This is a genomic window from Streptosporangium pseudovulgare (genome assembly GCF_014648055.1).
GTDB lineage: Bacteria > Actinomycetota > Actinomycetes > Streptosporangiales > Streptosporangiaceae > Streptosporangium > Streptosporangium pseudovulgare.
In genome coordinates this window covers 156,324-169,301 of the sequence record NZ_BMQJ01000010.1, presented here as the reverse complement: position 1 = coordinate 169,301, position 12,978 = coordinate 156,324, and the positions used below count along the sequence as shown (strand labels likewise).

At 66.0% G+C, this 12,978-nt stretch carries 9 protein-coding genes; 1 reads left to right on the top strand and 8 read right to left on the bottom strand.

Annotation, left to right across the window (positions count from 1 at the left end; genetic code table 11):
- Positions 1 to 3: 3 nt before the first annotated feature.
- The gene (locus tag IEZ10_RS20805; protein WP_229811468.1) at positions 4 to 2,004 is read right to left on the bottom strand and encodes an alpha/beta hydrolase; all 2,001 of its coding nucleotides are present in this window, start codon (positions 2,002 to 2,004) and stop codon (positions 4 to 6) included.
- 191 nt (positions 2,005 to 2,195) lie between these two features.
- Positions 2,196 to 2,567, bottom strand: a complete 372-nt coding sequence (locus tag IEZ10_RS20800; protein ID WP_189248166.1) for a hypothetical protein — start codon at positions 2,565 to 2,567, stop codon at positions 2,196 to 2,198.
- A 341-nt stretch (positions 2,568 to 2,908) separates the two neighbouring features.
- Between IEZ10_RS20800 and IEZ10_RS20795 the strand changes: the two genes are divergently transcribed.
- Entirely contained in the window at positions 2,909 to 3,346 is a 438-nt protein-coding gene (locus IEZ10_RS20795) for an ATP-binding protein (RefSeq protein ID WP_189248165.1), read from the top strand.
- 48 nt (positions 3,347 to 3,394) lie between these two features.
- On the opposite strand, the gene IEZ10_RS20790 is transcribed toward IEZ10_RS20795, so the two are convergent.
- The 6 genes from IEZ10_RS20790 to IEZ10_RS20765 form a co-directional block, all read right to left on the bottom strand.
- Positions 3,395 to 5,506 (bottom strand): AIPR family protein, encoded by a 2,112-nt coding sequence (locus IEZ10_RS20790; RefSeq protein ID WP_189248164.1) that lies wholly within the window; start codon positions 5,504 to 5,506, stop codon positions 3,395 to 3,397.
- A gap of 608 nt (positions 5,507 to 6,114) precedes the next feature.
- Positions 6,115 to 6,354, bottom strand: a complete 240-nt coding sequence (locus tag IEZ10_RS20785; RefSeq protein ID WP_189248163.1) for a DUF397 domain-containing protein — start codon at positions 6,352 to 6,354, stop codon at positions 6,115 to 6,117.
- A complete protein-coding gene (locus IEZ10_RS20780; RefSeq protein WP_189248162.1) occupies positions 6,345 to 7,124 on the bottom strand; it encodes a helix-turn-helix domain-containing protein in 780 nt (259 codons plus the stop codon). The genes IEZ10_RS20785 and IEZ10_RS20780 overlap by 10 nt, the downstream gene beginning before the upstream one ends.
- Positions 7,125 to 7,397: 273 nt before the next feature.
- Positions 7,398 to 8,696, bottom strand: a complete 1,299-nt coding sequence (locus IEZ10_RS20775) for a restriction endonuclease subunit S (RefSeq protein ID WP_189248161.1) — start codon at positions 8,694 to 8,696, stop codon at positions 7,398 to 7,400.
- Complete coding sequence (locus IEZ10_RS20770; protein WP_189248160.1) at positions 8,693 to 10,711, bottom strand: type I restriction-modification system subunit M; 2,019 nt, start codon at positions 10,709 to 10,711, stop codon at positions 8,693 to 8,695. Before IEZ10_RS20770 ends, IEZ10_RS20775 begins: the two co-directional genes overlap by 4 nt.
- A complete protein-coding gene (locus IEZ10_RS20765) occupies positions 10,701 to 12,857 on the bottom strand; it encodes an N-6 DNA methylase (protein WP_189248159.1) in 2,157 nt (718 codons plus the stop codon). Before IEZ10_RS20765 ends, IEZ10_RS20770 begins: the two co-directional genes overlap by 11 nt.
- Positions 12,858 to 12,978 lie beyond the last annotated feature (121 nt).

The following is a 12,978-nucleotide window of genomic DNA, read 5'->3' as shown; positions in this document are numbered from 1 at the left end:
CATCTAATCTCCGGCCGGGGTTGGCGAAGGCTGCGGCAACGGCCTTCCGGTCGTCAGCGCATTCACTGGTGGAGCGGGAGGCATGGCAGGAGAAGGAGGGCTCTGCCTCTGGGTAGCAGGGGGCGCCTGAAGAGAGTCGTACTTACCGTTAATCAAATATCCGATGTTCTTAAGCGATATGGAGTTAGCGCTCCAGTACTTCGAGTGTCCCTTGAAGGTGTAGGCGGCGTCTCCTGAGTCCTCGACATAGAACTGCCGGGCGCCGAACTCGGCTGAACTCGGGTCTACGCCAAGTGGGCCGCTCATTGCAGGAAGGTGCAGCGCATCGTCGTTAAGGGTCCCGGTGAGCTGAAGAGGCATGGAGCCTATGTCTCCCACCGGATCGTTGGGAGCCTCTCCCACCCATACCGAGCCGACCCCCAGGTCTCTCGCTCTCGCGGCACCCACACCAGGGCTTCCCACAAAGATCACCTGATCAGCGAAAGCACCCGGGCGCTGTTTGGCGGCCAGCCCTGTGACGGTGGAGCCGTAGCTGTGTCCAAGCACGGTGAGGCGGGCGTCTGAGGCTGCACCATGGGCGGCACGTAGGCCATCGGCGAAGCTGGCGAGCGCCGGAGCACCTTCTTTGGCTGCGTTGTCGTTGACGACCGTCCTGGTCAAGCTGAAAGTCGATCCCCACTGCGGAGCCTCGTAGCCGAGCCAGGCGATAGATGCGATCTTCTTGTTCTCCTGGAACCTGCGCGCCTGGTCCCACATGACGGCAGCACGATTGGCGTCCCCAGCGAAGCCTTCCAAAGTGGTTCCGGTTCCGGGGACGTAGGCGACCAAGTTGTCAGCCTCATCGGGATCTCCAAATGAGATGGCGGTCTTACCCGGGCCCCCCAGCTCCAGTTGCAGCAGGAAAGCTGGGGGACGACCGTTCTGCCCACCGAGCGCCATCCCCTTCTCCACCGCGGCGAGCTGCCGCATCTTCAGCTCCTGCTCCTCGATCGACTCCTCCAGCCGCGTCGAAGACTCGCGCAGTTGCTCCAGTCTCTGGCTGAGACCGTACTTCTGGTAAGGGTCACGGATGCCCGCCATCTGGTCACTCAGCTTCTTCATCTCCGCCCTCAGTGCGGCCGAGGAGGCGCGGAGACGCTGTAGCTCCGGCGGGATCGCGGACTTCTGGGCGGCGAGATACGCCCGGTTGGCCTTGTCCCGGTCCACGGCGGGGAGCCCGTTCAGGCTGCCGACCAAGCCCGGGGAGACGTTCATCAACTGCCCCTGAGCCAGTGGACCGAGCTGCCGCCACCACACACTGAGCCGTCCGGCGAGCGTCTTGTCCTTGCCGGTCTTCTGCAGGTCCACCAGCGCCTTCAGCGCCATGGCGTCCCCGCGGGCCGCGGCGGCGGTCAGCTTGTTCACCCCGTTGGCGTCCGGCGCGTGCCCGCCGAACAGGCCGAAGGCGGCCGTCGCCTGGGAGGCGGTGCCGATGTCGTGGGTCTGCTGGATCACTGCCAGCCGCTGCCTCAGGTCGCGAACCTGCTCCTCGGCCCAGACACCGGCGTCACCGACCTGCCGCACGGAGGGCGAGGCGACGCACAGCGCCGACAGTTCGGCGGAGAGCCGCTGCCCGGCCCCGATCAGCTCCGGCCCGGCTCGCTGGAGGTCGGCCACCAGGCGGCCCATCGCGGCGACGTCCATTCCGGAGAAGGAGGACGGCCGGGCCACCGCCGTGCCAACCGACGTGGAGAACGAGGGCACCTGTGCCTGGCCGCCGAGCTGCCTGATCCGCCGCGCCATCTCCTCGGCCACGTCCTGGAAGGCCGACTGCAATGCCGTACGGCGAGCCGCGAGCGCCTGGGCGAACGCCGGCGCTCCCCCGCCGACCCAGGCGTTGGCCGCCATGTACCGCACGGACGAGTCCAGTGCCGCCGCATGGCTCCGGCCGAGCTGGGTGATCCGCGACAACGCCGCTTCCAACTCCGCAGTCGCATTCGCCGCCACAATGCGCCAGAGTCTCACGCAAGGTCATCCAGGATCAAGGTCTGGCGTTGAAGTTTCCCAAAACAGGCATTCCCGCTATACGGTCGCTACAAAAGCAACTTAATCCGGAAACGATGAGAGTCCCGGCATCTAGCCGACCGCTCCGAACAGGTCCTGGAAAAGCGTCAGCCCAGCCCGCCGATGGCGGGCCGGGCTGATCCTCGTGTCCTCTACCGCTCAAACCAACCGGTTCTATTGATACGAAACAGGATAAAAAGGATGGCAAGGGCAAGCGCCACGCCCACCACGACGATGTTGAACACGCCGAACAGCGTGAACGCGGTGCCGCCGTACTCCAGAGCCGCGAGTCCCTCGATCACGACGGCCGCCACCCAGGCTCCCCGTCGCCGCATGGCGATGAGGACCGACAGCGGACCCGGCACCAGCAAGGGAACCAGGAACAGGTAGATGTACCAGGGCAGGACGTCGAGGCTGGGCAGCCCCATCATCACGAGGAAGGCGAACGCGATGAAGGTCATCACCACTCCGAGGGCCGTCTGAAGCCACATGAGCACCATCAAGGCCGTTATCTCCACCGGCATGCGCCTCCTTCCCGGCGCGCTCTCCGGCGGGGACAACGGCTCTGCGGGAATGTGCGAATCGGGCACCGGACCTCCGGATGTCGAAGTGGACGCGGAACGACTCACGGACGCCCTTCCAGGGAAAAGAGACCGCCGGAGGAAGCCGCCGGAGGAACGTATCAGCGGAAGCCCGATCAGACAGCCGCCATGCCCTTCTTGCCGGATTTCAAGGACGACGGTGTGAACCTCAACGCTCGCCGCTCGCAACCGTTCGGATGCCCGCCACGACCGCGTCCGGGCACGCTGAACGCATGCATTCCGAGTTAAAGAAAGAGAGCGTGAAAGAGGCTCTCCAAGCGTGCGTGACGCTGAGCAGATACCACTACACGCCCAACCCGGACCTTTTCCTGCTCGGCGAGCGGTGGATCACCCGCGCGGAGCGGAGCGTGGCGTCCGTCCGCCGCTTCGTACGCGACACGGCCGGCGACTGGGACGCGTTCGGGGACGCCCCGGAGATCGCCGAGTTGCTCGTCTCGGAGCTGGCCACCAACGCCATGGCGTACGGCACGGCCGACGCCCCCGCCCGCAACGTCATCCGGGTCACGGTCGGCAAGCTGGGGGCGCTGCTGGTGGTGGACGTCTACGACTCCTGCGTCGAGATCCCCCGGATGCGCAGGCCGTCCGACCTGGAGACCTCCGGCCGCGGCTTGTCCATCGTCGAAGACCTCTCCCACAACTGGGGCTGGACCCTCAACCCATACGGCAAGTCCGTCTGGTTCCAGCTCCTCGCCTGGCCGTGAGCGCTCTTTCGGGGTTCCCAAGCCCGCGGCATGATCCCCTAGCCCGTATCAGAACAGGCCTTCCTCACGGTCCTGAATCTCCTTAGCCAGTTCCCAGAGGTTCTCCCTGCCTCTCGGCGTCCAGCGGCTCGGGCCCTGCACCGCGACCGGATGGTCATCCCAGCCCGCCTGCTTCCAGATCTCCGCGACGAGCCCGGTAGGGGAGTAGGTCTTCCCGTCGTATTCCCACAGGAGAGGCTTTGTCCGGTGGTTGACCCAGGTGGCGTTGCGTGCCTCGGGATGCTCCGAGAGCCAAGGGGTGAGCGCCTCTTTCTCCCGCGTGTTCCCGAATTGGAAGTACAACGTCTCACCGTCAGCGATGGCTCCGGCGTCCACGAGAGTCGGGACGGCGTTCCGGCGACGCTGCTTCGCGGGAGCCGGCACGGGAAAGTAGTCAGCGGGCAGTTCCGGAACTCCGGCACCGGTGGCGAGCGAAGCGAGCACCCGCTGGACCAGGAGCTTGCAACGATCGGGATTGGCGAAGGTGCTGCTGACGAACGAGGTCGGACCGAACGTGGCGTCCACGTGATGGATCAGCCAACTGAGTGTGGGCCCAGTTAGATCCCAGGCCGTATCAAGGACCGGGTCCCAGTCCACGTCCGGCTCGTCGATGAACTCGAGGTCCAGTTGGCGGAAGACGAGATGCACCGCCAGCAGGTCACCGTAGTCGGCGATGACGCGCGCCCGGCCCTCCAGCCCGGTGCGTTCCGTCTTGAGTGCTGCCTGGATCCGCCGAAAAATCAGCACGGAACGCCAGATCTGGAAGGCGGACGGCGGCGTCTGCCCGAAGAGAATTTCGTAGGCGCCCTTCGGCCCGAAGTCCCAGAGCAGGTCCCGGTTCTGCTTGGCCCGTACGGCGAGTTCGCTGTTGCCGTGCGCACAAGCCAGGGCCAGCGCCGCCTGGACAACAGAGCAGCCGGCGTCCTCGGCGGGGTCATCCTCGCCGCGCTTGAACGTGTACTCCAAGCCGAGGCTGAGAGTGAAGTCCAGGCGGATGGCCCACTGGGCGCGGTCCAGGGCGACGAAGTCCCGCGACACCACCTGGTTCTGGGTGTTGGTGGCGCGGGTGACCTCCTGGCCGAAGTCGTCCGGGCAGTTCTTGGTCGTGACGACCTTGACCGTCACGAACGCTTCGGACACCTTCTCCGGATCCTTCTGCATGGCGGCATGGATCGCAGCAACCGTCTGGGCGCCGTTGACCACGCTCGCACTCTCCAGCGCGAGGGTTAAGGGCAGTCTCGTGCTGTAGCTGCCGCCCTTTCGCTCGGCCGTCCGACACAGGACCGTGATGCCGTTGTTGAAGTACCAGAAGTCATCGGGTCGCGAGATGAGAGTCTCCACAAGCCCCTGGTTGACCTTGGTGAGACCCAGATTCTTACGGATGTTCTGCTCGAACAGCCTTTCCTTGTGCTGCTCGAACCACTCGGAGACGTTCTCGACGGGTACCCGCCCTTGGAACGCCTCGAACGGCCCGGCCAGGTGGATCCACTCGGTCAACTGTGCCTCGAGGTCGGCAGAGGGGGCGACCTGGTCTTCCTTGACGATCTGCCAAACCTTCGACAACCCCCGTACCTCGTAGCTCAGGACCTCATCGAGGCCATTGAAGTCCGCCTTCATCTTCTCGAAGCGGGTGATCACGTCAGGGTGGAGCACCCCCTCCCCCATGGTCACGACGACCATCGTGACCGACAAGCCGGCGTGTCCCCATACCGCTTTCAACTGGTCCGCGAGGTCCTGGACCTTGGTGTTGAAGTAGCCATACTGCTTTCGGTCGAGGGCTTCCAGTCCCTCACGGAACTTCAACACCTCGGCGACGCCGAACCTCTCCTTGCCGGCGTCACTCCACTTGCTCTGGATGAGCCAGATTTTCAAGCTGCTTTCAGAGACGGCGATTGCGTCGATGCCAAGGTCATCCTTACCGTCCACGATGCAGGCCGCGGCCGTCGCGCTGTCGCAGCCGAGCAGCTTCCGGCAGACGATCGCGGCGAGTGCTCGGCTCAGAAAATGCTGTTCGAGATGAGAAGGCGAGCTGTCAACATCGCTCATGTCGATGAGGCCGGTGAACTCGTTCTTCAGAGCCTGGCGCACCTGGCGGATCTCGCGAGGGATCTCGGACTGCATCGTGGCCTCCACGGAAAGTTTCACTTCTTCGACATGATTGAACCTTTTGCATCCTCGTGCGGCCTCGTAGTGACGCCGAAGCCGACGGACGTCTCACCCTTACGCAGGTGGACGGACACGAGCAGGGCCTGCTGCCCGGGGTTCAGCCGCCGCCAGGGGTGCCGACCGTCGTGTGGTGCCATCGGATGATTCCGGCCATGCAGTTCAGCGTGGAACGTGACATATCGACCGCAGCACGGCAGAACAGCACCAGGAGCTCCTGATTGTGATGGATGTGATTATGGCAATCAACTCGTCTACCAGAGCTTCTCTATGTCATCAGGCGAACGCCGGATCCTCAATCATGCTGTGACCGGCCATCCACCCAGGAAGGGCGGAAAAGGCTAAATGCTCCGGTCAATGCGCGGATACAACGTAGCCACCCCACCTCAGGCAGACAATCCATGCGCGGCCCGCGGCCGACCCGTTCAGGGGCCTCCACTCGCGACTGGTGATCCAACAGGTTGACGAGCGTCGCAGTAGGGAGATCCGTTCGATGGTGAAGCCTTGACCCGTCGGCCGCCGAGGGAGTGACTCGGCGGCCGACGACTCGGGAGGGCCAGAGCGGGTCAGTGGCGGTCGAACTCGCCGGCCTTGGCGCCGTTGAGGAAGGCGTCCCACTCGGCGGGGGTGAAGAACAGCTTGGGGCCGTCGGGGTCCTTGGAGTCGCGTACGGCGATCAGGTCGGGGTGCCCATCCTTGTGACCGGGGCCGTCGCTGATGCTCGTCAACTCCACGACCTCAACGCAGTCTCCGCCATTGTCTCCGGAGAAGCTTGACTTGACCCACCTGGCGTTGCTCAGGTCCATTTCTCGACTACCGCCTTCTTGATGAGATCGATAGACATGTTGATCGGTAGCGCCTCGCTCCGGATGGCGTCGAAACGCTCCAGGGCCACAGTGACGTCCTCGGGATCGTTCGTGGTGATACCGCGCACGGCCGTCTCCACGTACAGCACGTCGCGGCCCGTCTCCAGGGTGGCGATTGCGAAGCCACCCATCAAGCCCGAGTGCATGCCGTTCGGGATCACCTGAACGCTGAGGCGCTCGCCGGTCATCGACATGAGGCGTTCCAGTTGCTCTCGCATCACCTCCGGCCCGCCGACCGAGCGGTAGAGCATCGCCTCATCGATCACACACCGGAAGGACGGCGGACGCGGGCTCTGCCGGCTGAGGATGGCCTGCCGGTCCATGCGGGCCTCCACCGCCGCCTCGTTCCCGCGCAGCAATACGCGGGCGTACGCCTCCGTCTGGAGCAGGCCGGGGAATACGAGCGGCTGATAAGTCCGGAGGGCGATGGCTTCCTGCTCCTTCTCCCTCCAGGGGCCGAACCACGAGGGGAAGATCTGGCCTTTCCGCCAGTCGAGGAGACGGTGGAGGGCTCCGCCCGTGTTGAGGACCTTGTCGCAGGTTTCGGCGAACTCCGGGCTGGCGGGGAGCTGGCCGGTCTCCACTCCGCTGATCAGTGACTCACTGAAGTGGACCTTCTGGGCGAGCTGTCCCTGGGTGAGGCCCGCCCCCTTGCGGTAATGACGAAGCTCCCGGCCCCAGATCGCCTGAGGGGTGTAGATGTTGGCCATTTCGCCCTCCTTGCCGGACTTCAAGGACAGCGCCGATAAACCAGCGCTCGCCGGTCGCAACCGATCGGACACTAAAGGTAACTGAGATTCAGCGTGCTGAACATATTCATTCCGAGAAAGACGAAGCGCTCGGAGCGAACCATCAGGACGTGCAGCAATTGCCGGACTTCAGCGCACACCAAACTCTGCATTTTTTCACTTCAGCGAGAGGCGCCCCAAGGCTCACAAGCCCGCCTCTTGGATGCAGAAGAGCGTCGCCCAGACCGTGGCCTCTTACGATGCCGTGACGTCGACCTGCCCCGTGACCGCCGCCGTGATCAGCGACTGCTTACGCTCATCAATTAAGTGAAGTTGATGCTCCAGCGCGCGTACCAGCCTTTTATCTTTTTCTACTGAAATTTCGAGCCCCTCAAGGATTTCATCCTGAACGCTCCTGTCGGGAAAAGGAAACCTATGCGCAGCAAGCTGATCACCCGTAAGGTGAGTCATCGTTGTCGCATTTCCTTCAACCTCAAATACGCTCATGGATCGCGCCACACGAAGACAGTAGTAAAGCCAGCGAACCGAGCTGCGCCCATAGGATCTAGCACGGTGAAGCGCCTTCTGATAATAAATTTCAGGAATTCGCCCATCCCAGACCGCCGCCCGGCCAGGATAGCTTCCCCCTTCGCAAATAAGGAGATCACCCGGAAGCACCTCGTATCGCCGGCGCTCAGACAGCGGAAAATCCATAAGAAGGAGATCGTCCGTTTCTATCTCATCCCATTGAACGTTGGCGACACGAAGGTAAGGCTTAAGGTGACTTCCTCTCACGCGATCCTGGTTAAGCATTTTCCCCAGCTGCACGTCGAATTGACTAGACACAGCCATCACAGGCCATGACTTCGGAATATCCCCTAGCCAGGAAAGACCGCTATCCACCCGATCGCCCGCATACTCGAATCCGCGAATCGCGTCGAATGCCCTAGCAAGGCACCTTTCTTCGATTAGATCGATCTGGCGCCTACGAGCGCTCAAAATTCGCTGGATGCGGGGTATCTCGACACCAAGAAAATCAACGATGCGACGCTGCTCCTCAACCGAGGGCAGAGGAATCCTCAACTGCTCAATGTCCGGCATATAGATCGTCTTATGCGTTGACCCCGCCGCAACCCTGCGAAGGTCGGGCGCCATCGCCCTCAGAGCATGCAGCAGGTAACGCGGCTCGATCTTCGGGCCGCAGATCCAGGTGGCGAAATCTTGGCTGGTCGCCATGTCCTGGCCCATGATCGCTGAGAAGCCGACCGACGCCGTGCGGGAGAGGATGACCGTTCCCGCCGGGTGGAGAACCGCCGCCGAGTTGGCGAGGCCGAGGCGGCTGATCTTCTCCTTGGTCTCCACGACGGTGTCGCGCGTTCCGTCCCGGAGCTGCCAGACGTCGGCCAGGGTGATCCAGGGGATGGTGCAGTCTTCCCAGTACTCCGGGTGCTGGCGACTCGGAGTGTGGCCCGTGCCCAGTTTGGCGACGTACCTGATCGGGACGGTAGGCCATTTCGACCGGGCGAGCCACGGGGCCAGGTCTGCGCCGCTCATCGAGTCACCTCACCCAAGAGCTTCTGGATCTCGGCCTCCAGCTCGCGAAGCTCCGCGTCGATCTCCTCCAACGGCCGCGGCGGCGTGTACACGTAGAAGTGCCGGGTGAACGGGATCTCGAACCCCAGCTTCGTCTTCGAGTGGTCCACCCACGCGTCCGGCACGTGCGGCAGCACCTCGCGGCGCAGGTACTCCTCGATCTCCGCCTCCCGCTCCGCCGGGGTGGAGTTCATCGACGTCAGCGGCACGTTCTCGTTGTCCCGCAGATCCGGATCGGGCAGCGGGTTGTTCTTCCGGTCGGTCTGGAGCTGGCCCTCGGGGTCGCTGACCGCGACCTCGGCCCAGACCGCCTTCTCCACCGGGGCGGGGAGCTTGCTCAGGCCGTGCTCGGCGAGGGCGGCGTCCAGTTTGCCGGCGAACTCCAGTTTGGTGCCGCATGCCGTACCGGACAGGGAGCGCAGGGCGGCGAGCAGCGCGTCGCGGTGGTCGAACCTGGCGACGGCCTTGGCCTCGGCGACCGCGTCGGCGGTCGCATCGGTGACCTCGAAGCGCTGGCGGAGCGGGCGTTCGACGGTGACGCGCTGGTAGCCGAAGGCGTGGCGCGGGAAGATCTTCACCTTGGCGTGGTGCTCGTGGTCGGCGTCGGCCGCGATGGCGAGGGCGTCCTTGTAGATCGCGGTCAGCTCGTCGATCCGCTCGTCGGGGATCATCTTGCGCTTGTCGCCGAGGGACTTGCGCATCTTCGTCCAGCACTCCCGGGCGTCCAGCAGGATCACCTTGTCCTTCAGGGCGGGAGCCTTGCGGTTGGACAGGATCCAGAAGTAGGTGGAGATGCCGGTGTTGTAGAAGAGCTGGTCGGGCAGGGCGACGATGGCTTCCAGCCAGTCGTTCTCCAGGATCCAGCGGCGGATCTCCGACTCCCCCGAGCCGGCCGCGCCGGTGAACAGCGGGGAGCCGTTGAAGACGATCGCGATGCGGGAGCCGCCCTGGTCGACCGGCTTCATGTGGGAGATCATGTGCTGGAGGAAGAGGAACGAGCCGTCGTTGATCCGGGGTGTCCCCGCGCCGAACCGGCCGGCCCAGCCGAGGTCGCGGGCCTCGTCCTCGACCTGCCTCTGCACCTTCTTCCATTCCACGCCGAACGGCGGGTTGGCCATGAGGTAGTCGAACCTCTTGTCGGCGTGGCCGCGGTGGACGAAGGAGTTGCCGAGGATGATCTGGGAGGGGTCCTGGCCCTTGAGCATCATGTCGGAGCGGCAGATGGCCCACGACTCGGGGTTGAGCTCCTGGCCGTGGACCTTCACCGTGGCGTGGGTGTTGTAACGGGTGATGTGCTCCTCGGCCGCCGACAGGATGCCGCCGGTGCCGCAGGCCGGGTCGTAGATCGTGCGGACGATGCCCGGCGTCATGATGTCCGCGTCGTCGGGGGCCATGAGGAGGTTGACCATCAGCTTGATGACCTCGCGGGGGGTGAAGTGCTCTCCCGCGGTCTCGTTGGAGATCTCGGAGAACCTCCGGATGAGCTCCTCGAAGATGTAACCCATCTGGTGGTTGTCGACGACGTCCGGGTGCAGGTCGATCTCAGCGAACTTGCCGGTCACGAGGTAGAGCAGCCCGGCCTCGTCGAGGCGGGTGATCTGCTCGTCGAAGCGGTACCTCTCCAGCACCTCGGCGGCGCCGCCGGAGAACCCGCCGATGTAGGCGCGGAGGTTCCGCGCGACGTTCTCGGCGTCGCCGACGAACCTGCCGAAGTCGAGGGGGCTGCGGTTGTAGAAGCTCGCCCCGGCCACATCACGCAGCATCCGGTCCACCGCCTGCTCCGGCAGGCCCCGGTCCTCCAACTCCCCGGCTCTGGCCAGGACCGCCTGCTTGGTGGGGGCGAGCACGCAGTCGATGCGGCGCAGCAGGGTGAAGGGCAGGATGACCTTGCCGTACTCCGACTGGCGGTAGTCGCCGCGCAGCAGGTCGGCGACCGACCAGATGAAGTCCGCGTACCTCTGGTGGTTACCGCTCACGGCTCTCCTTCTTCACGTCGTGCGGGGGGCCGGACGAGTTGTCATCGGCGGGCGGCCGGAGGCCGCCGTGGGTGAGCCCGTCGGCGGTCAGCCGGATCAGATTCTCTCCCAGTTCGGCCGTCTCCCGCAGCGCGGCGGAGAAGGAGGCCAGCCGCCGGAACGCCTCGCCGTACGCGCGCTGTTCCTCGATGGGCAGCAGCGGCACCTCGGCCCGGCGGACGTCCACGCGGATGCCGGTGTTGGACGCCGGGCCGTAGTGGCGGAGGTTGGCCGGGCCGCTCAGGAAGCCGGCCAGGAAGTCGGCGTCCAGCACCTCGGGGTCGGGCCGCAGCAGGTGAAGCTGGGTGCCGAGTACGGAGCCGCCCCGGGTGAGGACCCGGGCGACGGGGACGCGGACGATCTGGGGCACCGCGACGTCGCCCGGCCGGGTCAGGATCTCCCGCCGCACCGCGTGGCCAGGGGTCCGGCCGGAGGGCGGCCGGTCCAGCACCACGTCCTCGGCGGTCAGCACGGCGGAGCCGTCGGCCACCTCGGTCTCCTCGCCGGGGCGGACGGGCGACTGCTGGTGGAGGGTGAGCATGCCGCGCCGCAGGAGTTCCGACAGCGGCACGAGCGGCAGGTCACGCGGTTCGGTCCGGACGGCGGGGACCAGTTCGGCGACGGTGCGCAGCAGGTCGGCGAGGCGGTCACGGGTCCCGGTGACCCGCTCGGGCGGCAGGTGCGCGGCGGTGGACAGGTGGCGGGCGGGGGTCAGGTCGATCTCGTCGTCCAGCAGGTCGATGACCGGGACCGCGCGGCTCACCCCGGGCTCGTCCAGTTCCTCCCCGGCGTCGAACCGCCGCCAGGCCGCGACGGCCGCCTCGGCGTAGTCCTCAGGTCGGCCCGAGGTGTCGGCCATCAGGACGTGGCCGGGGGTGCGGGGTTCGGCGGGCCTGCGCAGCACCCACAGGTTCAGGGCGACCGCGACGTTGGGGACGGCTCCGGTGGGCAGCCCGATGACGGCGCGCAGCGCGCCGCGGCGCAGCAACTGACCGCGGATGCGACGGCCGGACCTGCGGTTGCCCACGGCCGGCGGCATCAGCAGTACGGCGACGCCGTCCGGCCGCAGGTGGGCCAGTGCGTGCTGGACCCAGGCGAGCTCGGACTCCATCCGGGGCGGCAGGCCGTACTCCCAGCGCGGGTCGGAGGCCAGCTCCTCGTAGCCCCAGGCGCGGTCGTTGAACGGCGGGTTGCACACCACCGCGTCGGCGGTCTCGCCGGGGAAGGCGTCGGCGCGCAGGGAGTCTCCGGTACGGACGTCGGTGTCGTCACCACGCAGGGCGAGCCGTACGGCGGTGAGCCTGGCGACGGCCGGGTCGGCCTCCTGACCCATGACGCGGACGGCGGATGAGCGGTCCAGCGCCGCGAGGAGGTGGTCGCCGGCGCCGCAGACCGGATCGAGGACACTGCGGACCCGCCGATCCGGCGACTCCGGGCCGGGGACGCCGCGGACCCGCGAACCGGCCGGTTCTTGTCCGGCGTCACCGGGGACCCGGGGACCGGTCGGCACCTCTGCGCCGAGACCGGCCAGTTCCAGGCTCAGCTCGGTGATCTCGCGCGGGGTGGGGTGGAGCCGCCGGGAGTGCGTCTCGAAGTAGCGTTCGCACAGGAACTCGAAGGCTCCGGATGCGCCGCGCTCGGTGCCGAGCCGGGCGACGGCACGGACCAGCGGCACCTGGTCCGGGGGCAGGACGGCGGGGAAGACCGGCATGACCTCGCGGACCCTCTCGGGCAGAGTGGCGGCGACCGCCGCGTCGTCGCCGGCCGCGAGCTCCGCCCAGTCGCGGGCGCGGCGGTGCGTGTAGACGAGGAACGCGCCGAGATCGGCGATCAGGTCGGCGAGGTCGTCGTCATCGGCGACGGCCCGCAGATCCTGCCAGAGCCACTCGTCGGACGGCAGCTCCCGGTCATGGCCGGAGGAACCGGGCGAGCCGGGTGAGAGCAGCCAGGCGCGGACCTCCGCCAGGGAGAAGGCGGGGCTGGTGGCCGTACCGCCAACGGGTTGCGGGAAGTCGGCGAACCGGCGCCGCCAGTTGCTCACCGCCGCCCGGCCCACCCCGGCCAGCCGCGCGATGTCGGCAGCGGTCACCTGGACGTCCCGCCGCATGTCGGCCGCCTTCCGTCTCGCCTCCTGGTTGTAAACCGAACCCTAGTGGCAGCCGTCCCATGGAGGCAATGTCGTGAAAAATGTTGGTTGATTGTGTCAACACGTGCTTCACTGAGTGGCG